A 24,883-nucleotide genomic window follows, 5' to 3' on the forward strand; every position below is an offset into this window, starting at 1 on the left:
GGTCAACGACTCTCCGGTTCGGCCTGGGTGTCCACCAGAACCGTTGTGGTGCGGGTGCTTTGGCCGACGGTGGTGGTCAAGGACACCAGGTAGTAGTCCTGGGGCACCGTCGGTGCCACGGTGATCGGGACGGACACCGACGCCGCCCCGTCGGCGTCGAATTGGCCGGACGTGGGCGTCACGGCGACGCCGGCGTCGGAGGCGGCGCCGGAGACGGTGTATCCACCGGCGCCGTCGATCATGCGTTGCGCGTCCAGGGTCACGCTGCCGCGGTGCCCGGGCGCGATGCTGACGACGGGTTGCGGCACGTTGACCGCCACCGCCGAACTCCCCGCCCCGAACGACGGCGGCGCATCAGATTCGGCCGTGCCCCAATGCTTGTCGGGGTAGGCCGCGAGCGAGAACGCCAGCGTGCCGCCGGTGCGGATGATCGACTCGGGCAGCCAGGTGTGCCCGGTGGGCCGGCCGTCGACCTTCAGGCCGCTGATGTAGGCCGGGTGGTGCGGCCCGGACGCGCCGGGGGCGGCGATCCGGATGGATTTGCCTGCGGGCAGCGCGATTTCGATGCGGTCGAACAGCGGCGCGGCCACCGTCAGGATGGGGGTTCCCGGGGTGGCCGGGTACAGTCCCAGCGCCGCCCACACGTACCAGCCGGCCAGCGCGCCCAGGTCGTCGTTGCCCGGTTCACCGTCGGCGGTCGGACCGAACAGCCCGCGCACCCGGTCGACGGTGTGTTGGGTCTTCCACGGTTGGCCGATGTAGTTGTACAGCCACGGCACACCGAAACTGGGCTCGTTGCCGGCCCACAGGTACGGCTGGTTGGGACCGACGTTGAGTTTCTTGGTGAACCGGTCGAGCCGGTCGGCCACCGCGGCGCGCCCGCCCAGCGCGGTCACCAGGCCCGCGATGTTGTGCGGCACCGACCACACGTACTGCTCGGCGTTGCCCTCGTCGTACCCGACCTGGCCGAAGTTGTCCGGGGACACCACGACCGCGGGCCCGGGGCGGAAGAATCCGCTCCAGCTGCGCGGCACCACCGAACGGGTGCTGGGATTGAACAGGTTCTGCCAGTACTGCGCCCGGTTCGCGAATTCGGCGGCGGTGGCGGCGTCGCCGAGCGAGTCGGCGAACCGGGAGATGGCGAAGTCGTCGATCGACCATTCGAGGGTGATCGACGCGTCCGCGATCCAGCCGTTGCGGCCGAATTCCAGGGTGAACGGCGCGTAGCCCAGCCGCAGGTAGGTGGCGATGCCGCGCCGTTCCACGTAACCGGCCAGGCCCACCCCGCCCTTGGTCGCCCCGTCCACCATGTAACGCAGCGCCGCGGCGGTGTCGAAGTCGTTGGCGCCGAACATGTTCAGGTTCACGATGAGCGGGACCACGCTGTCGCCGCTCATCTCGCCGGTGGCGGCGTTGGCGAACGCCCAGCGCGGCAGCGCGCCGCTCTGCTGGGCGTCGGTGACCAGCGATTGGGCCATGTCGGCGGCCCGGTCCGGGAACAGCAACGCCTGCAACGCCGCCAGGCAGCGGTAGGTGTCCCAGTCGGAGAAGTTGGCGTACTGGACGTGACCGTCGGCCACCCGGTGGATGCCGCCGTCGAACCCGACGTAGCGCCCGTCGGCGTCGTTGAACATGTTGGGGTGCAACAGGGTTCGGTACAGGGCGGTGTAGAAGGTGGTCAGGTCGTCGCTGTTGCGGCCGGCCACCGTCACCCGGGACAGCGCGGCGTTCCATTGCCGGGCCGCGGCGGCGCGGACGTCGTCGAAGCCGGCGTTGCCCTCGGCCGCCAGGTTGGCTCGGGCCCCCTCGATGCCGACGTAGGAGATCGCGGTGCGCACCTCGAGCACCGAGCCGGCCGGGAACTCGACATACCCGCCGCTGTACGGCGCGTTCGCGCTGCGGGCCCCGGGGTAGACGGTGCTGCCGTCCCAGGACCCGTACGAGATGAACGGCCGGCTGAACTTCATCGCGAAGTACACGGTGTAGGCGTTGGGCTTGTCGCAGAAGCCGCCGCTGGTGGCCCAGCCGGTGATGGTGGTGTTGTCCTCGCCGAGCTGGATGGTGGCGCGGGAGTTGCCGGCCAGCGACGAGCCGGAACGCACCTGCAGCAGGGCGGGCCGTCCGTCGCCCGGGTAGCTGAACCGTCCGACGCCGGTGTGCGCGGTGGCGGTGAGTTCGGCGGTCACCCCGGCGCCGGGGAGTCGCACCGTGTAATAGCCGGGCACCCCGCGCTCGGTGTCGTCGTGGGCGATGCGTTCGGTGGCGTTCCAGGGCTGCACGCCGAGCCCGCCGGTGACCGGCAGCATTGAGATGTCGCCGAACGCAGCGCATCCCACCGAGGCGTGCGTCATGCTGAACCCGGTCGCCCGCGGGTTGTCGTAGTTGTAGCCGGCGTAATTGCCGGCGGTGTCCGGCGAGTACTGCACCATCCCGAACGGCACGGTGGCGCCGGGGAAGTTGTTGATCTCCCCCACCGTCTCGCCGCCGGTGCCGGTGCCGATGAGCGTCACGACGTGGTCGACGGGATTGGCCACGAACAGCGGCGGTCCGTCGTAGCCCCGGGGCGGCGCCGGCGCGATCACCGTCATCACCACGGCCAGGGTCGCGACCAGCGCAATCGGGGCCGTTCGCGACCGCATACCTGTCTAATACTGGATCGCCGGTGGTTGGCGGTGTATTGCCGTGGCGTTTTCGGCCACTAATTGGAATAACGATCGCCGGCCAGCCCGCGCGGCCGGGCGCCAGCAAAAAGTCCAAAAGATACCGGCAAACTTTCAAAGCATTTCCGCTACTGTTGCGGCAGCCCGGTCGGCCGCAGGTACCGACCCCAATTGTCGGGAGATTGGATTAATGAAACACTTGACTCTAGCAACGATTTCCGTAGCGCTGAGTTTAGCGCTGGTGGGCTGCGGCCACGATCACAAATCCGGTAACAAAACGTCGTCGTCGACGTCGACCTCGACCTCCACGTCGACGGCGACGTCCTCGAAATCCAGCACCGCACCGGCGGCGCAAGCCAAATACACCATCGCCGACTACGTGAAGGACAACCACATCTCCGAGACCCCGGTCCACCACGGCGATCCCGGCCCGAACGTCGACCTGCCGGTGCCCGCCGGCTGGCAGCTCAACCAGAACTCCGGCACCTCCTACGGCGGCATCGTGCAGAGCCAGCCCGCCGACCCGTCCGACCCGCCCACCGTGTCGGCGCTGTTCTCCAAGCTGACCGGCGACGTCGACCCGGCGAAGATCATCCAGTACGCCCCGGGCGAGGTGCAGAACCTGCCCGGGTACTCCGGCAGCGGTGACGGCTCGGCGTCCACGCTGGGCGGTTACCAGGCCTGGCAGTTGGGCGGCACCTACCAGCGCGGCGGCAAGACCCGCGTCATCGCGCAGAAGACGGTGGTGATCCCCAGCCAGGGCGCGGTCTACGTGCTGCAGCTCAACGCCGACGGGCTGGAGAGCGACCAGGGCCCGTTGATGGACGCCACCCACATCATCGACGAGCAGACCACCATCACGGGCTGACGGCGGCGGCGTTCAGCCGGAGCCGGCCTCGCCGGCGCCGGGCGGGCGCAGGTGGGCGGTGCGCAGTCGCTGGTCGAACCGCGAGCGCGCGGTGATGACCTCCTTGCCCAGCGCGGTGAAGTCTTCGGCGATGCGTTGCGCCAGGACCGACAGCTTGATGTTGCCGTGCTGGGACAGCGATTTGAGCATGTTGAACGCCGCGTCCTCGTCGATGCCGTAGACCAGCATCAGCATTCCCTTGGTGCGGTCGATGACGCCGCGCCGCCCGGCGATCTCGGAGACCTTGGCGCTGATCGAGTCCTCGCGGTTGCGGGTGGCGGCCGGGGTGACCTCGATGTAGAAGCCGTGGGTGCCGACGAGCTCGCCGCTGTCGTCGAAGAGCTGGTCGCCCACCACGACGACGTGGTGGATGATGCCGGCGGTGTCCACGATGCGGTGCCGGGTGCTGAACGCCTGCCGGCGCCGGATCATGTCGTTGATGCCGTCGATCACCTGCGGGCGATCGGCCGGATGCTTATGCGACAGCACCAGTTCGGTGGTGGGGGTGACGGTGCCGGGTTGGTAGCCGTGCATCCGCTGCACCTGGTCGGACCACACCCAGCGTTCGCCCTCGAAGTAGAAGCGGAACCAGCCCACCCGCTGCGGGGTGGCGCCGGCCAGGCCCCGCTCCAGCGCCGCGGCCTGCCCGTCTAGATTCCAAGCCACGGCGGACATTTCGGGTCGAGAGCGGCGGCGCACAGCGGTAGCGATCCGGCGCGGATCGCCACTGGCGGCCCCGGAGAACTGGCACGGCGCGTGCAGGAGTCAACTGCCCCCATGGCGGTCAGGTTACATTTTCTGACCAGCGGTCACCGCCAAAACGGTGAAATTGCCGGGCGATTAAGTTTCACGCTACAGCTGCCGTCGCAGTCTTTCCACCAGGGCGAGCAGCTTCGCGTGGTGTGACCCTGGCCAGTAGATGCGGCCGCATCGGGTGCAGCGGCTGAAGTCGTCGTAGTACCGCCGGGTCAGCGGCGGCAGCTGGTCGCTCACCTCGTCCTTGGCGACCGCGGTCAGGGTCCCGTTGCAGCGCACGCAGCGCGACAGCGGCGCCAGCCGCCCGGTCAGGTCGAGCCGGCGGATTACGCCCAGCGCCTGCTCCTCGGGGTCGTCGGGGCGCACGAACAGTCCGTGGGTGACCGCGCGGCGCTTCAGCAGGCCGCGGTCGCGGGTCAGCAGGATGCGGTGCTGCTCGGCGCTGATCGCGGCCAGGGTCTGGTCGTCGGCGTCGTTCGACCACCACACGTCGAACCCGAACAGCCGCAACAGCCAGGCCAGCCGGCCCAGGTTGACGTCGATGACGAACCGGGGATCGCGCAACGGCACCGGCCGCAGCCGGGCGGTGGGCCCGATGTCGAGCGCCTCGAACATCGGGTAGGCGGCGATGCGGTCGCCGGCCCGGGGGCGGTGGTCGAACCCGTGGACGGAGCCGTTCACCACGATGAGGTCGACCTCGGTGTGCGGAATTCCCATCGCCTCCAACACATCCTTGACGGTCTGGTGCGCCCGGAACGGGCGGCGCACCGCGGCGCCGCGCGACTCGGCGGGCAGAAAGTCGTTGAGTTCGGCGTAGGCCCGAACCTCCACGTAGCCGGCCGGCTCGCTCACCGGCACGGGCCCGCGCCCGCGGCGGCGCGGGTACGGGTGACGACGGGTTGGGCGAAGCCGGCCTGCGTCGCGGCCCGCCGCACCGCCTGCCCGATCGCCTCGGCGCGCTGCACCGGCGCCAGGGCGATCACGCAGCCGCCGAACCCGCCGCCGGTCATCCGTGCCCCCAGCGCGCCGGCGCGCAGCGCGGTGTCGGCGATCAAGTCGATGCGTTCGGTGGTGATGCCGAAGTCGTCGCGCATGGACGCATGCGAGGCGGTGAAGATCCGCCCCGCCTCGGTATAGTCCGAATTGTTCAGCGCCGCAACGCAATCGATGACCCGCCCGTTCTCGGTGAGCACGTGGCGGGCGCGGCGGGCGTCGACGGGGTCGCGGACCGCGGCCAGGTCGGTGCAGCCGCGGTCGGCGGCCGCCCGCAGCGAGGACGCGGACAGGTCGGCGGCCGCCCGCTCGCAGGACAGCCGCCGGGCCGCGTAGTCGCCGCCGGCGTGGGTGTGGCGCTCCCGGGAGTCGATCAGCAACAGGGCGACCCCGGCGGCGTCAGGGTCGAAGGCCACCGGGGTGACGGCCAGGTCGGCGAAGTCGATCAGCACCGCGGCGGCAGGGCGGCCGTACAGCGCGGCCAGCTGGTCGAGCAAACCCGTTGGGGCGCCGACGTATTCGTTTTCGGCGCGCTGGGCCAGCCGGGCCTGTTCGGTGGCGTCGATGCGAATCCCGGCGGCCGACGAGATCGCGCCCAGCACGGCGCATTCCAGCGCCGCCGAGGACGACAGGCCCGAACCCATCGGCACGTCGCTGGTGATCGACATCGCCCCGCCGGGCACCGGGTGGCCGGCGGTGCGCAGCGCCCACATCACCCCGGCCGGATAGGCCGCCCAGCCGGTGACGTCGCCGGGGCCGGTGTCGATCGGGATCCGCACCGGCGCGTCCGCGCGGTCGCTGACCACCGTGATGGCATCGTCGTCGGCGGGCGTGAAGCTGGCCACGGTGCGCTGGGGCAGGGCGATCGGCAGCGCGAAACCCAGGTTGTAGTCGGTGTGTTCGCCGATCAGGTTGATCCGGCCGGGCGCGGCGTAGCGGACGGTCATCGCAGCTCCCGCAGCCGCTGGGCCACGCTTTCCGGGGTGACGTCGCTGATGAAGGCGTCCATCGCCGATTCGGAGGCGGCGAGGAATTTGAGCTTGGTCGCGCTGCGCCGGATGGACATCAGTTCGACGTGGAAGTAGCCGTGGGCCTGAGCACCGGTGCCGGTGTATTGGTGCAGCGCCGAAATGTAGGGCAGCGGTGCGTCATACATCCGGTCGAAGCGGCGCAGCACGTCCAGATAGACGGCCACGAACCCGTCCACCTCGTCGTCGCGCAGTGCGGTCAGGTTGGGCACGAACCTGTTCGGGTAGATGTGCACCTCCACCGGCCACCGCGCCGCGAACGGCACGAACGCGGTGAACAGGTCGTCGCGGGCGATGATTCGGCTGCCGTCGGCGACCTCGCGGGCCAGCAGGTCACCGAAGAGGTTGCCGCCGTGGCGTTTTCGATGGTCGTCCGCCTGGCCCAGCATGGCGGCTGTGCGCGGGGTCAGGTAGGGGTAGCCGTAGATCTGGCCGTGCGGATGGGTCAGGGTCACCCCGATCTCCTCCCCGCGGTTCTCGAAGCAGAACACCTGCTCAATGCCCGGGGTGGCCATCAGCTCGGCGGTGCGATGCCGCCAGGCCTGCACCACCAGCCGGGCGTGCGCGGGTGGCAGCCCCGCGAACGACCCCGTGTGGTCGGCCGAGAAGCAGACCACCTCGCAGCGGCCGTGCGCGGGCGCGGACACGAACCCGTCGGCGCCGGCGGCCGGCAGCCCCGGTGCCGCACCGGACAGGCTGGGAAAGCGGTTCTCGAACACCACGACGTCGTAGTCGGCGGCGGGCACCTCGCTGGTCAGCCCGGTCGGCCCGGGGCAGAGCGGGCACGCGTCGGGCGGCGGCTTGTAGGTGCGGTCCTGGCGCAGCGCGGCGATGATCACCCACTGCCCGGTGGACCGGTCGAACCGCAGCTGCGACTGTCCGCCCGGCGCAACGGTTTCGGCGGTTCGGGGCGGCAGGGGGCGGCGGTCTTCGACCGGCGAAGCGCGGTGCCCGGGCAGCGAGAAGAACAGCAGGTCGCGACCGTCAGCCAGCTTCGCCCGCGTCGGCCCCATGATGTCGAACACTAGCTTGGTCGCCGCCGCGCGGTTCGGGTAACCATGGGGGGTACGCGCAAGAGAGGCGGTCATCGGAATAACGGATCTCTACGAACGCGCCCGCAACTGGGTGATCGGCTCCGATCCCGGCTTGCTGCGGCTGCGCATGGCGACTCGGACCACGGCCGCGCTCGGGCTGTCACTGCTGGCGCTGTGGCTGCTGACCAGGGCGACGGGACAGCCGTTGACCGTCGCGTTGCTGGGTGTGGTGATCACCATGGTCGCGTCGCGCTCGGTCAACGAGCCCGATCCGCGCCAGCAGCGGATCACCATGGCGCTGTTGCCGGTTCCGGCCGCGGTGGCCATCACGGCCGCTGCGGTGCTGGCGCCGCACCCGGTGGCCGGCGACGTGGTGTTCGTGCTGATCGTGTTCGCGGCGGCCTACATTCGCCGCTTCGGCGCGCGGGGCCGCGCGCTGGGCATGGTCGCGTTCATGTCCTACTTCTTCACGCTGTATCTGCGTGCCCGGGTCTCGGAGCTGCCCTGGATGATCGGGGCGGTCGCGGTGGGCACGGTGTGCACGTATGTGATGACCAGCCATGTGCTGCCCGACCGGCCGGAGCGGGTGCTGCGGGCCACCATCCGGGCGCTGCGGGCCCGCATGGCGATCGTGATCGACACCACCGCCGAGGCGGTGCGCACCGGCCGGCTGGACGAGCGGCGGCGCCGGCGCATGCGGGCCCGCACCGTCCGGCTCAACGAGACCGCCCTGATGGTGCAGAGCCAGATCGAGGACAGGGCCGACCCGGGCACGCTGTGGCCCGGAGTCACCGCCGAACAGCTGGCCCCCTGGCTGTTGGACGCCGAGCTGGCCATCGAGTGGGTGGCGACGGCCGGGCGGCGGGCCGCGGCCCTGGGCGCCGAGTTACCCGAGGCCGTGCGCGCCGAATTGGTCTCGGCGCTAACCCAATTGGGCCGCGCGATCCGGTTGCCCGAACCGGGTGGCCTGCGCGACGCCGCCAGCCGAGCGCGCCGGCTGCTGGACGCGGCCACCGACGACCGGCCCGCCGGCACCGAGGTGCGCCGGCTGGCCCTGGCGATCATCAACGCCGCGACGGCGACCGCCGACGTGCGGGCCATCGTCGACGGGGCTGCCGGCGCCGCGGTGCCCGACGTCGCCGGCAGCGAGCGCCCGCCGGCGGCCGCCGGCGTCGCGGCCGAGGAGCCCGCCGAGCAAGAAGAAGAACAACCGGCGGGTCTGCGGCCCACCACCCGTCAGGCCATCCAGGTGTCGGTGGCGGCGTCGCTGGCCATCATCACCGGCGAGCTGGTGTCGCCGGCCCGCTGGTATTGGGCCGTGATCGCCGCGTTCGTCATCTTCGCCGGCACCAACTCGTGGGGCGAAACCCTGACCAAGGGCTGGCAGCGGCTGCTCGGCACGATGCTCGGCGTGCCCGCCGGCGTGCTGGTGGCCACACTGCTGACCGGACACGAGGCGGCCGCGCTGGCCGGCATCTTCGTGTGCCTGTTCTGTGCCTTCTATTTCATGACGGTGACCTACAGCCTGATGACCTTCTGGATCACCACCATGCTGGCGCTGCTGTACGGGCTGCTCGGCCAGTTCTCGTTCGGGGTGCTGATGCTTCGCATCGAAGAGACCGCGCTCGGCGCGGTAATCGGTGCGACGGTGGCCGTCGTGGTGCTGCCGACCAACACCCGGACCGCGATCCGCGCCGACACCCGGGCCTTTCTGACCAGCCTGTCCGCGCTGATCGAGGCCTGCGCGGCGGCCATGTCCGGCGGCGCGGCCAGCCCGTCCGAGCAGGCACGTCAGCTGGACCGCGACCTGCAGCAGTTCCGGGTGACCGCCAAGCCGCTGCTGGCCGGTGTCGCCGGGCTCGCGGGCCGCCGCGGCATCCGCCGCGCGCTGCGGATCTTCACCGCCTGCGACCGGTACGGCCGGGCGCTGGCGCGCAGCAGCGAGCAGTACCGCGGCTCGCCCGGGCCCGGCCCCCAACTGGCGCAAGCCTTTTCGGCGGCCGCGGCCCAGACGCGGCGCAACCTCGACGCGTTACTGGAGGCGATCGACAGTGGCCACCCGCCGACGTTGGTGTCGGCGGCCGACGAACTCGACGCCGCGGAAACCGCGGCCCGCCAGCACGACAGCGACGGTGACGGCGAGACACGGCCCGACGTCCGGCGATTCCTGACCGCCGTGCACGCCCTGCGCCAGATCGAGCGGGCCGTCATCAGCACGGCCACCAATCTCGGTGGCCGCGAAGACGTCAGGACGGCCACCGCCGCGCCGCGCTGACCGGACGCGGCCACGTTTGCTACCGGCGGCACCGGCGGGTTAGCCGGGCTGCGGGCTCGTCGCATCGCGGCGCTCACCGGTGGCGATGAAGTCCTCGATCAGCTCCACCACCCGCATGGGCGCCTCGACCTGCGCGAAGTGCCCGACGTCGGGCAGCACCTCGAGCCGGGCGTCGGTGCGCGCCTCGTGCGCGGCGTAGGCGTGGTCGACGGGAATGATGCCGTCGCGCTCCCCCCAGATCGCCATGACCGGTAGCTCCTCGCGCAACCGCAGCCGGTTGAGCGCGCTGACCGCCTGCCCGCGGTAATCGACCACCGATCGCAGCGTCTTCAGGAACGATTGGCGGGTTTCGCCGTCCGACAACGACGAGTAGGCGTTCCACAACTCCGCCCCGCGCGGCGACTGGATGCCGGCGCCGCGCAGCCAGGACCGCAGCTTGTTGCCGACGGACAGCACGGGCGTCGGCGCGATGACCGGCAACACCAGCTCCGCGCCGGGTGCGGAGAGCAGCCGCAGCACCCATCCGACGTCCGGGCCCAGGCCGCCGCTGCTGATCAGGATCAACCGCTGGGCGTAATCGGGGTGCTGGTACACGAACTGCATGGCCACCCCGCCGCCGAGCGAATGGCCGACCACGGTGGCCCGGCTGACGCCGAGTTCGTCGAGGAAGTCACGAAGCCAGACCGCGAAGGCACCCAGCGAGTAGTCGGTGCGCGGTTTCGCCGACTCGCCGTGCCCGAGCAGGTCGGGGGCGATGACTCGGAACTTCTTGGCCAGCGGCGGTATCACCGACCGCCAGGTCTCCGAGCTGCCGGCCATGCCGTGGATGAGCAGCAGCACCTCGCCCTCCCCCTGGTCGCGGAAGGCGACGCGGTCGCCGTGCAGTTCGAGAAACTTCAGCTCGCTCATGTGGCTCGGATACCCACCCGACGCCGTCTATCTCGGCAATGATCGAAGGCATGTCCGAACCGGTTGCCCCCCGCGTGGCCGTCTACCTCGACTTCGACAACATCGTGATCTCCCGCTACGACCAGATTCACGGCCGGAACTCGTTCCAGCGGGACAAGGCCAAGGGGCTCGAGCAGTTCACCGAGCGGCTCGAGCAGGCGACGGTCGACGTCGGCGCGATCCTGGATTTCGCGTCGTCGTTCGGCACACTGGTGCTCACCCGCGCCTATGCCGACTGGTCGGCCGAGATCAACGCCGGGTATCGCGGGCAGTTGGTGGCCCGCGCGGTCGACCTGGTGCAGCTGTTCCCGGCCGCCGCCTACGGCAAGAACGGCGCCGACATCCGGTTGGCCGTCGACGCGGTGGAGGACATGTTCCGGCTGCCCGACCTGACGCATGTGGTGATCGTCGCCGGTGACTCCGACTACATTCCGTTGGCCCAGCGCTGCAAGCGGCTGGGCCGGTACGTGGTCGGCATCGGGGTGGCCGGCGCGTCGAGCCGGGCGCTGGCGGCGGCGTGCGACGAGTTCGTCATCTACGACGCGCTGCCCGGGGTAACGGCGCTGGACCGCACCCCCGCGCCGGCCGAAACGGTGCCCGCCAAACCGCGCACCCGGCGCGGCAAGGCAGCCCAACCCGAGGAGCCCGACCCGCAGGCCGCGGCCACCGCGCTGCTGACCCGCGCGCTGCAGATCGGTTTGGAGAAGGACGACGTCGACTGGCTGCACAACTCGGCCGTCAAGGCCCAGATGAAGCGGATGGATCCGTCGTTCAGCGAAAAGTCTTTGGGTTTCCGCTCGTTCAGCGATTTCCTGCGGTCGCGCTCCGACGTCGTCGAGCTGGACGAGACGTCGACGACGCGGATGGTGCGGCTGCGCCCGCACGAGTGAATTCGCCGCCCCGATCGCCCCGTCCCGACTCCGGCCCGTCCCAGCCCATCCCGGCCCAATCCCGGCCATGCATTTTTCGTTTGGTGTATGGCGTTTCGTGCCTGCGGCGCCGCCGGTCGTTGACACTCCCCCGACCTGGCCATACATTGACTGAAAGTCGTCCGCAGCGTGCTGCGGGGTCGATGAGGAGACCGCGATGACCGTCGGTGCCGCTCCGCCAAGCGTTTTCGACTCCGACCTGCCGACGCTGCACTATCACTCCGACGAGACACCGGCGCAGGTCTATCCGCGGCTGCGCGAGGCGCAGCGGCGGGCCGCCGTGGCGATCGGGCCGCACGGCCCGGAGGTGCTCTCCTATCACCTGGTCCGGTCCGTGCTGCGGGATCCGCGGTTCCAGATTCCGCCGGGCATCAATTTGCTGGCCCAGGGCATCGACTCGGGCCCGCTGTGGGACAAGGTCGCCAACAGCCTGCTGTGCCTGGAGGGCGACGCGCACCATCGACTGCGCAGCCTGTGCTCCAAGGCGTTCACCCCGCGCACGGTCGCCCGCCTGCACGACACCATGGCCGCGGTGATGAACGAGTTGGTCGACCGGGTGGCCGCGGCGGGTCGCTGCGACGTCGTCACCGACATCGCCCGCCCCTACCCCGTGCCGATCATCTGCGCGCTGCTCGGCGCGCCGCGCGAGGACTGGCGGCGGTTCTCGTCGTGGGCCGACGACGTGTTCAAGGCGTTCAGCTTCACCGTCGACCTGCGCGAGGTCGAGCCGGTCGTGATGCGCGCGTGGCGCGAGCTCGACGACTACGTCGACGAGATGGTGGCGCGGCGCCGGCACAGCCTGACCGACGACCTGCTCTCCGACCTGATCCGCGCCGGGGACGAGGGCGACCGCCTCGACGCCGCCGAGTTGCGCATGCTGGCGGGCGGCCTGCTGCTGGCGGGCACGGACACCACCCGCAACCAGGTGGCCGCCTCGGTGCAGGTGCTCTGCGAGCACCCCCACCAGTGGGAGCTGCTGCGGCAGCGCCCGGAGCTGGCGATGCGCGCCGTCGAGGAAACCATGCGGCATTCGCCGATCGCGTGCGGGACGCTGCGCCTGGTCGTCGAGGACGCCGAGCTCGACGGCCACCTGTTCCCCGCCGGCACCGCCGTGCTGGTGAATACCTTTGCGGCCAACCGTGATCCGGCGGTCTACGACGACCCCGACCGGGTCGACATCACCCGCGAGGCGGCACCGCCCATCCTGACCTTCGGCGGCGGCGTGCATTACTGTTTGGGCGCCAACCTGGCCCGGCGGGAGATCGCCGAGGCGCTCAACGTGCTGGCCAACCGGCTGCGCAACCCGCGGCTGGCCGGGCCGGCGCCCTGGAAGCCGATGGTGAGCCTGAGCGGGCCGACGAGCCTGCCCATCGAGTTCGACCGATAGTCGCCGCGGGGCGCACGAGTCGCGCAACGGGCCGGGGCGGCCGTACGCTCCTGTGGTTACGAACTCACTGGGGGATTTTCATGCGCGCAGCCCGGTGGCCCACGGCGCGACGCCGACCGGCCGCGAGCCGAGGCGCCGCGCTGGCGGCGCTGGGGTGCCTGGCCCTGGCGTCGTGTTCGGACACCGTGCCCGCGCCGCCGCTCACCGCGACCACCTCGACGTCGAAGTCCACGTCCAAAGCCGGGCCCGATTCGGCCGCCGCACCCCCGATGACGGGCCCGCTGGAAAAGGACTGGAAAAGCTACGGCGGTACCGCGTATTTCGGTTGCCCGCAACGGTTTTCGTTTAGCAAGTCCGCGCTGCAGGACATCCGGCCGAAGGTGTTCGACCCGAAGACCGGACAGTACCTGGCGCCCGGTGTCCCGTCCGTTCCGGCCGGCGAGACGGTGACCGGCGCGATCTGCGCGCTGACGGGCACGGCAGAGCAGCTGCGGGTGGTGTACGTCGTGACCACCGCCGCCAAAACCACCGGCTACGTTTTCGACCTGACGAGCGGCCAGCCGCTGGTCACCAAGGACCTGCAGGCACCGGCCCCCGATCAGCGGCTGGCCGCGCCGAAGGACTGGTCCCTGGCCTCGACCGCCTCGGGCGTGGCGTGGCTGAACGCCGTCACCGACGGCCACGCCGCCGCGGCGCCACCGCGGACCGTGGTGCTGTCGGGTCAGGACCTGTCGACGCTGTGGAGCGATCCAGAGCCCGCCCGAGTCTGGCCGGACGTGCTGGCGTTCACCCGCAGCAGCGATCCCGCCCAGACTCCGGGCGTCCGGCTGCGCCGGCCCGGCGGGGAAGAGATCTACCAGGACAACGACGTCGTGTCCGTCGACGCCGAATTGACCGACGGCTCAAGCAAATTGGTACAGCTCACCCGTCGGGATCCGGCCAACCCCGCCGAGGTGTCGACGATGTTCTATGACCTCGACGCCAAGTCGGTCATCAAAATCGGTGACTCCGACCGGATTTCGGGAGGCGGGCTGACCGCGGCGCTCTCGGACGGGAAACTGTTCGTCGACGGCCACAACCGCGACAATTCCCAATTCGGGTTCGGGGTGTGGAACCTGCGCGGCCAGCAGTGGGACTTTCTGAAGAACCGCGACGACGCCCGGAAGCTGTCGCTTGCCAAGGTGGCGTTCTTCGAAGACCACCTCTACCTCACCGGCAGCGGCGGAACGTTCTCCGTCATCGACCTGCCCGCGGGAGATCCCGTCGCATCCAACTGGGCCCTGCGCCCGTTCCAGCGGATCTCCGGATGGACACTGGTGTGCCGCGGCGAGACCGCACCGGGCGCCAACGGGGAGTGCAAGGAGATCGTCATGGTGCAAGACCGCGACGGCCACTACCCCGGGCCGTGGTTCTGACCTCAGGCCCAGCCGAGCGCCTGCGGCACCATGTACAGGCCGAAGCCAATGGTCACCAGGCACAGCGCGCGGGTGACATGCTTGTGCAGGCCACGCATGCGCCACTGCTCGGGCAGCGCCCGGGCTTCCAGCGCCAGCAGCAGGCCCAGCACGATGGGCAGCAGCAACGCGTTCATGATCTCGACGTCGACCGCCAGGTTGACCAGGTCGACGCTGGCCAGCACCAGCACCGCGCCCACGATGTGGGCCAGCGAATAGGTGAGGTAGAACTTCGCGGTGGCGCGGTTGGGCCGCTGGTTGAGCGTGTGCTTCCAGCCGAACACCTCCGCGAGTCCCCACGCACCGGCCAGCGACGCCACGATCGCGGCCACCAGCGCCGCACCCAGCATGCCCAGGCCGAACAGCACCGTGCCGCCGACGTGGCCCAGGTAGGGCGTCAGCGACTGGGCGATCTGGCCCACGGTCTCCAGCGGGGCACCGTCGCCGTGCCGGCCGATGGTGGAGGCCATGGTGATCACCACCGCGATCATGATCAGCTGGGTCAGCACCGCACCGAACGCGGTGTCGTAGCGGGCCTGCCGAATCGTGCTCTCCGACAGGTGTTTATCGACCACCGCGCCCTGCTGGTAGAAGATCATCCACGGCATGATCACCGCGCCCACGTTGGCCGCGATCAGCAGCAGATACGACGAGTCGCCCAACGGCATCGACGTCAGGCCATGCGCCAGCGCACCCGGGTCGGGCCGGGCCATCACCATGGCCACCAAGAAGGCCAGTTCGGCCGCGCCGACGGCCAGGCCGATCCGCTCGACGCGCCGGTAGCTGCCGGTGAGCGCCAGCGCCAGCAGCGCGATGGTCGCGACCGGGATGCTCACCCAGCGTGAGACACCGAAGAGTTCGCCCACCCCGGCGACGCCGGCGAACTCGGTCAGCAGCGCCCCGATCGCCGAGGCGAACAGGGTGAACGCCGACAGCCACGCCCAGCCGCGGCCGAACCGCTCCCGGATCAGCGAGCCGTGGCCGCGCCCGGTGACGATGCCCAACCGCACCGTCATCTCCTGCACGACGTAGAGCACCGGCATCAGGATCAGCTGCGGCAGCACCATCCGGTAACCCCACTGGGCGCCGGACTGGGAGGCGGTGATCAGCGAGCCGGCGTCGGTGTCGGCCAGCATCACGACCAGGCCGGGACCCCATACCGACAACAGCCCCCACCGCAGCCAGCGGCCACGGGTCCGCAATGACACCGACGGCCGATCCGCGACGGCGTCGGCCACCGGCTGCGTGGTTGTCTCGGTCACCGTTGCCACTTCCTCCCAGGACTGCGGCCGCGCGCCGCGATCCGCCCCGTGGATGATAGCCAAGGTTTACCTAACCGACGGAGCTTTCCCGGGAAGCGCCGGCACGGCGGAGGAGTCGGGCCCCATTTCGTGTCGCGGGGCAGCCGGCAACCGGTGTAGCCGGAGATCACCAGGTTTCCCGCGCTCTTCGGGTTTGGAGGTCACGCAACGAATACGGTGACGCCGGCCCCGTCCATCACAAGGCCGATTCGGGATTGCGGCCCGATACCTTGGGCTCTGCGCGGGTGCATCAGGACCACAACGGGTTGCACCGCATCCAGGCGACTTTCGGAGGTTGACGATGACGGTACCCAACGACGACACCTGGGGTCCGGCCACCAGCGTGGGAACGACGGCCACGATGGCGGCGGCGGCAAGGGCCATCGCCACCCGGGATGGGATCATCAACGATCCATTCGCCGAGCCGTTGGTGCGGGCGGTCGGTGTGAATTTTTTGACCCGTTGGGCTATCGGTGAGCTGGTCGCCTCGGATGTCGACGTCGAAGGCAGCCCATGGGGCTTGGCGCAGATGCCTGCATCGATTGCGGCCCGCACCCGGTACTTCGACGAGTTCTATGCCGATGCCGCAGCGGCGGGCATCCGCCAAGCCGTCATCCTCGCCTCGGGGCTGGACACCCGCGCCTATCGACTGGACTGGCCCGCAGGGATGACGGTTTTCGAGATCGACCAACCGGCCGTCATCGAGTTCAAAACCACGACACTGGCCAGGCTGGGAGCCGAGCCAAAAGCCGACTTGCGCACGGTCGCGGTCGACCTGCGCGACGATTGGTCGACGGCACTCGCGACGGCGGGTTTGGACAGCAGTAAACCCACGGCGTGGATCGCCGAAGGTCTGTTCGGCTACCTGGCACCCGAGGCCCAAGATGGGCTGCTCGATGCCGTCACCGCGCTGAGCACGCCAGGCAGCCGACTCGGGAGTGAGGCTGTGCCGAATACCGCCGACATGGACCCCCACGCAGCGCGCGAACGGATGCGCGCGGCGACGGCCAAGTGGCGCGACCACGGCTTCGAACTCGACGTCGACGTGATCTCATTTGCGGGTGAGCGCCACGACGTCGGCACGTACCTGCAGGCGCTCGGCTGGACGACGGTCGCAACGCCGATGGCCGAGCTGCTAGCCGACCACGGGTTGCCGGCGATCGCGCGTGCCGACGATGATCGACAGACGATGAATGGCGTCACCTACTACACGTCGACGCTGGGCACAGGCCGGCAGCGTTAGCGGCGCTCCCGTTCACAGGATTTGACAATTGCTCCTTGTAGCTCTCAACCAGCTGCATGCCACCCGCGACAGCTATTCGAGCACACTCCGTCATGCGCAGACCAATCTGGCCAACGACGGGTACGACCCCACATCGACCTTCGGTGCAGACGCCCATGAAGCCGAAACACCCGACCAGGCAAGACAAGACGTCACCGATGCCCTGGCGGGTGACAAGGGGGCCGCCTCCCGCGTCAACGGCGTCCTGAACTCGATCACCCGACCTCCAACGAGGCGAATATCCCCGCACCGACTTCCCCACGCTGCCGCCTTCTCCGGGGTGGCCGGCCACGAGCGCGGCATCGTGACGATCCGCCGACCCTGATGGGTGGGACGCCGTAGCCAGCGCTGTCGAGGCCGCCGCCAGAACTTCTGCGGACGGTCAGCGCCTCACGGCTCCGCGGCGCGGCCAGAAATACGCTCTGACCCTGTGGTGGCAGGTACAGGATTCGAACCTGTGAAGCTTTCGCGACGGATTTACAGTCCGCTCCCATTGGCCGCTCGGGCAACCTGCCGCCAGACAGGTTACAACGAGCGAGTAGACAAAGCACAAACGCCTGTCACTCGATGAAAGGACGGAATGCATGGCGGACTCATCGTTCGACATCGTCAGCAAAGTGGACCGCCAGGAGGTCGACAACGCGCTCAACCAGGCCGCCAAGGAGCTGGCCACCCGCTTCGACTTCCGCGGCACCGACACCACCATCGCCTGGAAGGGCGACGAGGCTATCGAGCTGACGTCGTCCACCGAGGAACGCGTCAAGGCGGCCGTCGACGTCTTCAAGGAGAAGCTGATCCGCCGCGACATCTCCATGAAGGCCTTCGACGCCGGCGAACCCCAGGCCTCCGGCAAGACCTATAAGGTCAACGGCACCCTCAAGCAGGGCATCAGCAGCGAGAGCGCAAAGAAGATCACCAAGCTGATCCGCGACGAGGGCCCCAAGGGCGTCAAAACCCAGATCCAGGGCGACGAGATCCGGGTGAGCAGCAAAAAGCGCGACGACCTGCAGGCCGTCATCGCGATGCTCAAGCAGGCCGACCTGGACGTGGCGCTGCAGTTCGTCAACTACCGGTGATTCCCGGCGCACGAACGTGAGCGCGGCCGTTCACTAGCCCAACCAACCGGTGGGTCTCTACCCTGGTGACCAGTCCCACAATTCGAGCGAGGTTCGCGATGACCGTGACTCCCCAGGAAGCCGCCGACCACGGCGCGGCCGAGGCCGACTATTTCGACGTCCTGATCGTCGGCGCCGGGATCTCCGGCATCGACGCGGCCTACCGGATCACCGAGCGCAATCCGCAGCTGAGCTACGCGATCCTGGAGCGGCGCGCGCGGATCGGCGGGACGTGGGACCTGTTCCGCTACCCCGGTGTGCGCTCGGACAGCAGCATCTTCACGCTGTCCTTCCCGTTCGAGCCGTGGACCCGCAAAGAGGGCGTGGCCGACGGGGTGCACATCCGCGAGTACCTCACCGCCACCGCGCACAAGTACGGCATCGACCGCCACATCCGGTTCAACAGCTACGTGCGCTCGGCGGACTGGGACTCGACCAGCGACACCTGGACCGTCACCGTCGAAGACGGGGCGCGGGACGGCGAACGCAAGCTCTACCGCGCTCGCTTCCTGTTCTTCGGCAGCGGCTACTACAACTACGACGAGGGCTACACCCCCGACTTCCCGGGCATCGAGGAGTTCACCGGCACCGTGGTGCACCCCCAGCACTGGCCCGAGGACCTCGACTACACGGGCAAGAAGGTGGTGGTGATCGGCAGCGGGGCGACCGCGGTCACGCTGCTGCCGTCGTTGAGCGACCGCGCCGCCAAGGTGACCATGCTGCAACGCTCGCCCACCTACCTGATCTCGGCGTCCAAGTACGGCAAGGTCGCCGCGGTGGCGCGAAAAGTGTTGCCCCGCAAGCCCGCTCACCTCGTTATCCGGATGTACAGCGCGCTGACCGAGGCGGTGTTCTTCGCGCTGTCCCGCAAGGCGCCGCGGTTGGTGCGCTGGCTGCTGCGCCGCAAGGCGATCAACAGCCTGCCCCCCGGCTACGCCGTCGACATTCACTTCAAGCCGCGCTACAACCCGTGGGACCAGCGGATGTGCCTGATCCCCGACGCCGACCTGTACAACGCCATCACCGCCGGGCGCGCCGACGTGGTCACCGACCACATCGACCACTTCGACGCCACCGGCATCGCGCTGCGGTCCGGTGCCCACCTGGACGCCGACATCATCATCACCGCCACCGGCCTGCAATTGCAGGCCCTCGGCGGGGCCACGATCAGCCTGGACGGCAACGAGATCAAGACCAACGACCGGTTCGTCTACAAGGCGCACATGCTCGAAGACGTGCCCAACCTGTTCTGGTGTGTGGGCTACACCAACGCGTCGTGGACGCTGCGGGCCGACATCACCGCCCGGGCGACGGCAAAACTGTTGGAGCACATGACGACTCACGGCTACACGCACGCCTACCCACATCGCGGCAACGAGCCGATGACCGAGAAGCCGTCGTGGGACATCAACGCCGGGTATGTGCTGCGCTCGGTGCACGCGCTGCCGAAGTCGGGCACCAAGCGGCCGTGGAACGTTCGGCAGAACTACCTCGCCGACGCCATCGACTACCGCTTCGACCGCATCGAAGAGGCGATGGTGTTCGGCCGGGCCGCCGACCGGGCTGCGCTGGCCGGCTGATCGGCGGGCGCCGGGGCGAGTTGGTGAATTCCTTCTAAAACTCAGATGTCGGCAATACGCTGATCGCCATGGCAGCTCAGATGCGTGAACCCAAAGTCGTTGTGCTCGGAGGCGGCTCCTGGGGCACCACCGTGGCGTCGATCTGTGCGCGCCGCGGGCCGACGCTGCAGTGGGTGCGCTCGCGGGAGACCGCCGACGACATCAACGAGAACCACCGCAACAGCCGCTATCTGGGCAACGACGTGGTGCTGAGCGACACGCTGCGCGCCACCACCGATTTCTGCGAGGCGGCCAACACCGCCGACGTGGTGGTGATGGGGGTCCCCTCGCACGGCTTTCGCGGCGTACTCACCGAACTGGCGCGGGAATTGCGGCCGTGGGTGCCGGTGGTGTCCTTGGTCAAAGGGCTCGAGCAGGGCACCAACATGCGGATGTCGCAGATCGTCGAGGAGGTGCTGCCCGGTCATCCGGCGGGCATCCTGGCCGGGCCGAACATCGCGCGCGAGGTGGCCGAGGGCTACGCCGCCGCGGCGGTGCTGGCGATGCCCGACCAGCATCTGGCGACCCGGCTGTCCGGGCTGTTCCGCACCCGGCGGTTCCGCGTCTACACCACCGACGACGTCGTCGGGGCGGAGATGGCCGGGGCGCTGAAGAACGTGTTCGCCATCGCCGTGGGCATGGGGTATTCGCTGGGCATCGGCGAGAACACCCGCGCGCTGGTGATCGCCCGCGCGCTGCGCGAGATGACCAAGCTGGGGGTGGCGATGGGCGGCAGCCCCGACACCTTCCCGGGACTGGCCGGACTCGGCGACCTCATCGTCACCTGCACCAGCCAGCGCAGCCGCAACCGGCACGTCGGCGAACAACTGGGCGCCGGCAAACCGATCGACGAGATCATCGCGTCGATGAACCAGGTCGCCGAGGGCGTCAAAGCGGCCAGCGTGATCATGGAGTTCGCCAACGAGTTCGGCCTGACCATGCCGATCGCCCGCGAAGTCGATGCGGTGATCAACCACGGCTCGACGGTCGAGCAGGCCTATCGGGGGCTGATCGCCGAGGTTCCCGGCCACGAGGTGCACGGCTCCGGCTTCTGACCTGGGCGTCGCGCGCTGGCCGAATTCAAATCTTTGCGTTCTCTATGGGCCGGTCACGTCGGCTTGACCGGTGTTTGCCAGCAAAATACCGTCAGTCCAGGTAGCCAGTGGTTCTCCGGTGCGCTCCCGCGGGTCATCCGGCTGTAATCCGCTGCACGCCAACCCGTTACGACGACGTAACTGGCCGCAAGACGGGGCGCATATCGGAACATCCCCCGCAAACTCCTAACGAGGGACGGGACCGATGCAAGACATTCAACGGGCGGACGATGCCCTGCCCACCGCGTCGCGCGCCGAGCGGTTGCGCGGCGTCATCCGGCACGACCTGCCCTCCTCGCTGGTGGTGTTCCTGGTGGCGCTGCCGCTGTCGCTGGGCATCGCGATCGCGTCCAACGCCCCGGTGCTGGCCGGTCTGATCGCGGCCATCGTCGGCGGAATCGTCGTCGGCGCCCTGGGCGGATCGCCGCTGCAAGTCAGCGGCCCGGCGGCCGGGCTGACCGTCGTGGTCGCCGGTCTGGTCTCCGACTTCGGTTGGGGCGTCACCTGTTTCATCACCGTCGCGGCCGGAGCCGTGCAGGTTCTGTTGGGGCTCAGCCGGGTGGCGCGCGCCGCCCTGGCGATCTCGCCGGTGGTGGTGCACGCCATGCTGGCCGGCATCGGGATCACCATCGCCCTGCAGCAGACGCACGTGCTGCTGGGCGGGAAATCCAAGAGCACGGCCTGGCACAACCTGATCGGCCTGCCGGGGCAGATCATCGGCGCGCACCGGCCCGGGGTGCTGCTGGGCGTGCTGGTGATCGTCATCCTGGTCGCCTGGCGCTGGGTTCCCGCCAAGGTGCGCCGCGTTCCCGGCCCGCTGGTCGCCATCGTGGCGGTGACGGTGATCTCGGTGGTCTTTCCCTTTCACGTGCGCCGGATCGACCTCGACGGGTCGCCGCTGGATGCGCTGCAGCTGCCCGACCTGCCGCACGGCAACTGGAGCGGTGTCGCCGTCGGGGTGATCACCGTCGCGCTGATCGCCAGCGTCGAGAGCCTGCTGTCCGCGGTGTCGGTCGACCGGATGCACAACGGGCCGCGCACCGACTTCAACCGCGAATTGGTGGGACAGGGCGCGGCCAACATGATCTCCGGCGCCGTCGGCGGGCTGCCGGTCACCGGGGTCATCGTGCGCAGCTCGACCAACGTCAACGCGGGCGCCCGATCCCGCGCCTCGGCGATCATGCACGGCGTGTGGATCCTGCTGTTCACCATTCCGTTCGCCGGGCTGGTCGACGAGATCCCCACGGCCGCCCTGGCCGGGCTGCTCATCGTCATCGGCATCCAGCTGCTCAAGCCGGCGCACATCGAAACCGCAATGAAGCACGGCGATCTCGCGGTGTACGTGGTGACGGCCGTCAGCGTCATCTTCCTCAACCTGCTGCACGGGGTGATGATCGGGCTGGCGCTGGCCATCGCGCTGACCGGCTGGCGGGTGATCCGGGCCAAGATCGAGGCCGCCCAGCTCGACGGCGAGTGGCGGGTGACGATCGAGGGCGCGGCGTGCACCTTCCTGGCGCTGCCGAGGCTGACCCGGGTGCTGGCGTCGGTGCCGCGGGGCGCGACGGTGACGGTGGCCATCGCGGTGCACTACCTCGATCACGCCGCCCACCAAGCGATCACCGATTGGCAGCGCCAGCAGGAGGCGACGGGCGGCACGGTGCGCATCGAGGGCGCCGTGGTGGCGACGGGCCGCCGCGACGAACCGCAGGTGGAAGCCGAAATGCCCGGCGCTGCAGCGTAATTGGCCCGGCCCGTCGATCAGTCGACGTCGATCCTGATGTGCAATCGCTTGCCGCACACCTGCGCCAGCCGTTGCAGCATATCGACCCGCGGCACCTCGGTCCCGCTCTCCCACGCGGCGACGCTCGCCCGGGGAACACCCAGCGCCTGCGCCAGCGCGGCCTGGTTCATGCCCGCGCCGGCGCGTGTCTCGAAGATCAGGTCGGGCAGATCCAGCGCCAGCCCGGCCTCGTGAATGTCCAGTGAGTCAGAGTCCGGCATCGCCATCACCGCTTCCATCAACGGCCAGCTCGAGGACCGCATACATCCCCGATGCTACTGCCGTGGTGGCGGCGGGCGCAGCGATTGCCCGCGCATGACCGGCGGGCACGCGCGGCCGACGTCAGCGCCCCGCCATGGATTCCAGGCGGCGGATCCGGTCCTCGATCGGCGGGTGCGTGGAGAACAGCGAGCCGATCCGTTCACCGGCCCGGAACGGGTTGGCGATCATCAGGTGCGCCTGGCTGGCCAGCTGCGGCTCGGGCGGCAGCGGCGCCGCCTGCACCCCGCCGGAGATCTTGCGCAGCGCCGACGCCAGGGCCAACGGGTCGCCGGTCAGCACCGCGCCCGACTCGTCGGCCTGGTATTCGCGCGACCGGGACACCGCCAGCCGCACCACGGTGGCCGCGATCGGGCCCAGCAGCGAAACCAGCAGCAGCGCAAAGGGATTCTCGCCGTCGCGGTCGTTGCCGCCGAACATGCCGGCGAACATGGCCATGTTGGCCAGCGCGGTGATCACCGACGCCATCGCGCCGGCGATGCACGAGATCAGGATGTCGCGGTTGTAGACGTGGGACAGCTCGTGTCCCAGCACGGCGCGCAGCTCACGCTCGTTGAGGATGCCCAGGATGCCGGTGGTGCAGCAGACCGCGGCGTTGCGCGGGTTGCGGCCGGTGGCAAACGCGTTGGGCGCGTTGGTGTCGCTGATGTAGAGCCGGGGCATCGGCTGGTGCGCGGCGGTGGCCAGCTCGCGCACGATCCGGTACATCGCCGGCGCCTGCAGCTCGGAGACCGGCTGCGCGTGCATGGCGCGCAGCGCCAGCTTGTCGCTGTTGTAGTAGGTGTAGACGTTCATGCCGATGGCGAACAGCACCGCGAAGAACATCGCGGTCCTGCCGAACAACGACCCCACGAACACGATCAACGCGGACATGCCGACCAACAGGGCGAACGTCTTGAACCTGTTGGCATGCGGATGCCAGGTCATCGCTGTCCTCCTCGCAGTGCACGGGCACACACGCGCTCTTGCTGACTTGCGCTAATTGAACGCTCGAGACGGCCCGGTTGGTTCCGCGACGCGCTAGCCGTGCCGGCTGATGGTGAAGTCGACCAGTGTTTGCAGCGCGCGCCGGCCCGGGACGTCGGGCAGCTGGTCCAGCTCCCGATGCGCCTGCGCCGCGTACTCGCGCAGCGACTGCTTGGCCTTGGCCATGCCCGGCGACGCCCGCAGCAGCGTCAACGCCTCGGCCACCACCTCGTCGTCGTCGATCGGCCCGACCAGCAACTCGCGCAGCCGCGCCGCGTCCGGCCCGGGTTCGCGCAGCGCGTAGACCATCGGCAGGGTGTGCACGCCTTCGCGCACGTCGGTGCCGGGCAGCTTGCCGGATTCGTGCGAGTCGCTGTCGATGTCGATGATGTCGTCGGAGATCTGGAACGCGGTGCCCACGATGCCGCCCAGCCGGCTCAGCCGCTCGACCTGATCGGCGTCGGCCCCGGAGAACATGGCCCCGAACCGGCCCGCCGCGGCGATCAGGCACGCCGTCTTCTCGTACACCACCTTCAGGTAGTGCTCGATCGGATCCGATCCCTCCTTGCGGCCGCGGGTCTCGCGCATCTGCCCGGTCACCAGCTGGGCGAACGTCTCGGCGATCAGCTGCACCGCCTCCGGGCCCAGCCGCGACACCAGCCGCGACGCCGTGGCGAACAGATAGTCCCCGGCCAGGATCGCGACGTTGTTGCCCCAGCGCACGTTGGCGGTGGGGGTGCCGCGGCGCACCTCCGCCTCGTCCATCACGTCGTCGTGGTAGAGCGTGGCCAGGTGCACCAGCTCGATGACGGCGCCGGCGATGGTCACCTCGGCGGCGTCGGGGTCGGGGCCGATCTGCGCGGACAGCACGGTGAACAGCGGGCGGAACCGCTTGCCGCCGGCCTTGAACAGATGGGTCAGCAACTCGGTCATGATGTCGTCGGCGCTGCGCAGCTCGGTGTCCATGAGCTGCTCGATGCGCCCGACGCCGTCGCGCACGGTCGCCGCGAAAGCCGGGTCACCGAAATCCACGCCCGCCACCACCGTCGCCGGAGTATTCACCCGACCAAACATAC

General features: G+C 69.5%; 20 protein-coding genes, 1 tRNA gene and 1 pseudogene. 11 read left to right on the forward strand and 11 right to left on the reverse strand.

Annotated elements, in window-relative coordinates; genetic code table 11:
- Nucleotides 1–2: 2 nt before the first annotated feature.
- Nucleotides 3–2,639 carry a GH92 family glycosyl hydrolase gene (locus H7I87_RS23235; RefSeq protein WP_023862211.1) on the reverse strand — a complete coding sequence of 879 codons (2,637 nt, stop codon included), beginning with the start codon at nucleotides 2,637–2,639 and terminating at the stop codon, nucleotides 3–5.
- A gap of 211 nt (nucleotides 2,640–2,850) precedes the next feature.
- Between H7I87_RS23235 and lpqN the strand changes: the two genes are divergently transcribed.
- Nucleotides 2,851–3,528, forward strand: a complete 678-nt coding sequence (lpqN, locus tag H7I87_RS23240) for an envelope biogenesis lipoprotein LpqN (RefSeq protein WP_019733785.1) — start codon at nucleotides 2,851–2,853, stop codon at nucleotides 3,526–3,528.
- Nucleotides 3,529–3,540: 12 nt separating this feature from the next.
- On the opposite strand, the gene H7I87_RS23245 is transcribed toward lpqN, so the two are convergent.
- From H7I87_RS23245 to galT, 4 genes are all read right to left on the reverse strand, one after another.
- Nucleotides 3,541–4,242, reverse strand: a complete 702-nt coding sequence (locus H7I87_RS23245; RefSeq protein ID WP_003873608.1) for a PAS and ANTAR domain-containing protein — start codon at nucleotides 4,240–4,242, stop codon at nucleotides 3,541–3,543.
- A 177-nt stretch (nucleotides 4,243–4,419) separates the two neighbouring features.
- Entirely contained in the window at nucleotides 4,420–5,175 is a 756-nt protein-coding gene (locus tag H7I87_RS23250) for a Mut7-C RNAse domain-containing protein (protein WP_011726129.1), read from the reverse strand.
- The gene (locus H7I87_RS23255) at nucleotides 5,172–6,263 is read right to left on the reverse strand and encodes a galactokinase (RefSeq protein ID WP_009979187.1); all 1,092 of its coding nucleotides are present in this window, start codon (nucleotides 6,261–6,263) and stop codon (nucleotides 5,172–5,174) included. The genes H7I87_RS23250 and H7I87_RS23255 overlap by 4 nt, the downstream gene beginning before the upstream one ends.
- Nucleotides 6,260–7,369, reverse strand: coding sequence for a galactose-1-phosphate uridylyltransferase (galT, locus tag H7I87_RS23260; protein WP_009979189.1), 1,110 nt, complete (start codon nucleotides 7,367–7,369; stop codon nucleotides 6,260–6,262). Before galT ends, H7I87_RS23255 begins: the two co-directional genes overlap by 4 nt.
- A 100-nt stretch (nucleotides 7,370–7,469) precedes the next feature.
- Between galT and H7I87_RS23265 the strand changes: the two genes are divergently transcribed.
- Complete coding sequence (locus H7I87_RS23265; protein ID WP_011726130.1) at nucleotides 7,470–9,653, forward strand: FUSC family protein; 2,184 nt, start codon at nucleotides 7,470–7,472, stop codon at nucleotides 9,651–9,653.
- Nucleotides 9,654–9,692: 39 nt separating this feature from the next.
- On the opposite strand, the gene H7I87_RS23270 is transcribed toward H7I87_RS23265, so the two are convergent.
- Complete coding sequence (locus tag H7I87_RS23270) at nucleotides 9,693–10,562, reverse strand: alpha/beta fold hydrolase (RefSeq protein ID WP_009979190.1); 870 nt, start codon at nucleotides 10,560–10,562, stop codon at nucleotides 9,693–9,695.
- A gap of 38 nt (nucleotides 10,563–10,600) precedes the next feature.
- Between H7I87_RS23270 and H7I87_RS23275 the strand changes: the two genes are divergently transcribed.
- The 3 genes from H7I87_RS23275 to H7I87_RS23285 all read left to right on the forward strand — a co-directional run bounded on the left by H7I87_RS23275 (nucleotide 10,601) and on the right by H7I87_RS23285 (nucleotide 14,332).
- Nucleotides 10,601–11,491, forward strand: a complete 891-nt coding sequence (locus H7I87_RS23275; protein WP_009979192.1) for an NYN domain-containing protein — start codon at nucleotides 10,601–10,603, stop codon at nucleotides 11,489–11,491.
- Nucleotides 11,492–11,687: 196 nt separating this feature from the next.
- Nucleotides 11,688–12,917, forward strand: a complete 1,230-nt coding sequence (locus H7I87_RS23280) for a cytochrome P450 (protein WP_011726132.1) — start codon at nucleotides 11,688–11,690, stop codon at nucleotides 12,915–12,917.
- Between the two features lie 80 nt (nucleotides 12,918–12,997).
- Nucleotides 12,998–14,332, forward strand: a complete 1,335-nt coding sequence (locus H7I87_RS23285) for a hypothetical protein (protein ID WP_023862210.1) — start codon at nucleotides 12,998–13,000, stop codon at nucleotides 14,330–14,332.
- Between the two features lie 2 nt (nucleotides 14,333–14,334).
- On the opposite strand, the gene H7I87_RS23290 is transcribed toward H7I87_RS23285, so the two are convergent.
- Complete coding sequence (locus H7I87_RS23290) at nucleotides 14,335–15,633, reverse strand: NRAMP family divalent metal transporter (RefSeq protein WP_003873617.1); 1,299 nt, start codon at nucleotides 15,631–15,633, stop codon at nucleotides 14,335–14,337.
- A 340-nt stretch (nucleotides 15,634–15,973) separates the two neighbouring features.
- Between H7I87_RS23290 and H7I87_RS23295 the strand changes: the two genes are divergently transcribed.
- Nucleotides 15,974–16,915, forward strand: a complete 942-nt coding sequence (locus H7I87_RS23295; RefSeq protein WP_023862209.1) for an SAM-dependent methyltransferase — start codon at nucleotides 15,974–15,976, stop codon at nucleotides 16,913–16,915.
- A gap of 40 nt (nucleotides 16,916–16,955) precedes the next feature.
- Nucleotides 16,956–17,178 (forward strand): annotated as a pseudogene (locus H7I87_RS23300) (hypothetical protein); the annotation flags it as partial.
- Between the two features lie 207 nt (nucleotides 17,179–17,385).
- Here H7I87_RS23300 and H7I87_RS23305 read toward each other — a convergent pair.
- Nucleotides 17,386–17,469, reverse strand: a tRNA-Tyr gene (locus H7I87_RS23305).
- 69 nt (nucleotides 17,470–17,538) lie between these two features.
- Here H7I87_RS23305 and H7I87_RS23310 point away from each other — a divergent pair.
- The 4 genes from H7I87_RS23310 (at nucleotide 17,539) to H7I87_RS23325 (ending at nucleotide 22,523) form a co-directional block, all read left to right on the forward strand.
- Nucleotides 17,539–18,030, forward strand: coding sequence for a YajQ family cyclic di-GMP-binding protein (locus H7I87_RS23310; protein ID WP_003873619.1), 492 nt, complete (start codon nucleotides 17,539–17,541; stop codon nucleotides 18,028–18,030).
- A 98-nt stretch (nucleotides 18,031–18,128) separates the two neighbouring features.
- Nucleotides 18,129–19,649, forward strand: a complete 1,521-nt coding sequence (locus tag H7I87_RS23315) for a flavin-containing monooxygenase (RefSeq protein ID WP_003873620.1) — start codon at nucleotides 18,129–18,131, stop codon at nucleotides 19,647–19,649.
- A gap of 68 nt (nucleotides 19,650–19,717) precedes the next feature.
- On the forward strand, nucleotides 19,718–20,743 hold the full coding sequence (locus H7I87_RS23320; RefSeq protein WP_011726136.1) for an NAD(P)H-dependent glycerol-3-phosphate dehydrogenase: 1,026 nt from the start codon (nucleotides 19,718–19,720) through the stop codon (nucleotides 20,741–20,743).
- A gap of 244 nt (nucleotides 20,744–20,987) precedes the next feature.
- Nucleotides 20,988–22,523: a SulP family inorganic anion transporter gene (locus H7I87_RS23325; protein ID WP_003873622.1), complete on the forward strand. Its 1,536-nt coding sequence runs from the start codon at nucleotides 20,988–20,990 to the stop codon at nucleotides 22,521–22,523.
- Between the two features lie 17 nt (nucleotides 22,524–22,540).
- On the opposite strand, the gene H7I87_RS23330 is transcribed toward H7I87_RS23325, so the two are convergent.
- From H7I87_RS23330 to grcC1, 3 genes are all read right to left on the reverse strand, one after another.
- Nucleotides 22,541–22,801, reverse strand: a complete 261-nt coding sequence (locus H7I87_RS23330; RefSeq protein WP_003873623.1) for a helix-turn-helix transcriptional regulator — start codon at nucleotides 22,799–22,801, stop codon at nucleotides 22,541–22,543.
- Between the two features lie 103 nt (nucleotides 22,802–22,904).
- On the reverse strand, nucleotides 22,905–23,768 hold the full coding sequence (gene htpX, locus H7I87_RS23335) for a zinc metalloprotease HtpX (RefSeq protein ID WP_003879358.1): 864 nt from the start codon (nucleotides 23,766–23,768) through the stop codon (nucleotides 22,905–22,907).
- Nucleotides 23,769–23,861: 93 nt separating this feature from the next.
- Nucleotides 23,862–24,869, reverse strand: coding sequence for a nonaprenyl/(2E,6E)-farnesyl/geranylgeranyl diphosphat synthase (gene grcC1, locus H7I87_RS23340; RefSeq protein ID WP_009979212.1), 1,008 nt, complete (start codon nucleotides 24,867–24,869; stop codon nucleotides 23,862–23,864).
- Nucleotides 24,870–24,883 lie beyond the last annotated feature (14 nt).

Source organism: Mycobacterium timonense (assembly GCF_025821985.1).
Lineage (GTDB): Bacteria > Actinomycetota > Actinomycetes > Mycobacteriales > Mycobacteriaceae > Mycobacterium > Mycobacterium avium.

Coding starts and splice junctions, on each gene's coding strand:
- H7I87_RS23295 (WP_023862209.1), top strand. CDS start 15,974: ATGACGGTACCCAACGACGACACCTGGGGTCCGGCCACCAGCGTGGGA.
- lpqN (WP_019733785.1), top strand. CDS start 2,851: ATGAAACACTTGACTCTAGCAACGATTTCCGTAGCGCTGAGTTTAGCG.
- H7I87_RS23330 (WP_003873623.1), bottom strand. CDS start 22,801: ATGGAAGCGGTGATGGCGATGCCGGACTCTGACTCACTGGACATTCAC.
- H7I87_RS23310 (WP_003873619.1), top strand. CDS start 17,539: ATGGCGGACTCATCGTTCGACATCGTCAGCAAAGTGGACCGCCAGGAG.
- H7I87_RS23285 (WP_023862210.1), top strand. CDS start 12,998: ATGCGCGCAGCCCGGTGGCCCACGGCGCGACGCCGACCGGCCGCGAGC.
- H7I87_RS23270 (WP_009979190.1), bottom strand. CDS start 10,562: ATGAGCGAGCTGAAGTTTCTCGAACTGCACGGCGACCGCGTCGCCTTC.
- htpX (WP_003879358.1), bottom strand. CDS start 23,768: ATGACCTGGCATCCGCATGCCAACAGGTTCAAGACGTTCGCCCTGTTG.
- H7I87_RS23280 (WP_011726132.1), top strand. CDS start 11,688: ATGACCGTCGGTGCCGCTCCGCCAAGCGTTTTCGACTCCGACCTGCCG.
- H7I87_RS23255 (WP_009979187.1), bottom strand. CDS start 6,263: ATGACCGTCCGCTACGCCGCGCCCGGCCGGATCAACCTGATCGGCGAA.
- H7I87_RS23315 (WP_003873620.1), top strand. CDS start 18,129: ATGACCGTGACTCCCCAGGAAGCCGCCGACCACGGCGCGGCCGAGGCC.
- H7I87_RS23325 (WP_003873622.1), top strand. CDS start 20,988: ATGCAAGACATTCAACGGGCGGACGATGCCCTGCCCACCGCGTCGCGC.
- H7I87_RS23235 (WP_023862211.1), bottom strand. CDS start 2,639: ATGCGGTCGCGAACGGCCCCGATTGCGCTGGTCGCGACCCTGGCCGTG.
- H7I87_RS23275 (WP_009979192.1), top strand. CDS start 10,601: ATGATCGAAGGCATGTCCGAACCGGTTGCCCCCCGCGTGGCCGTCTAC.
- H7I87_RS23245 (WP_003873608.1), bottom strand. CDS start 4,242: ATGTCCGCCGTGGCTTGGAATCTAGACGGGCAGGCCGCGGCGCTGGAG.
- H7I87_RS23320 (WP_011726136.1), top strand. CDS start 19,718: ATGGCAGCTCAGATGCGTGAACCCAAAGTCGTTGTGCTCGGAGGCGGC.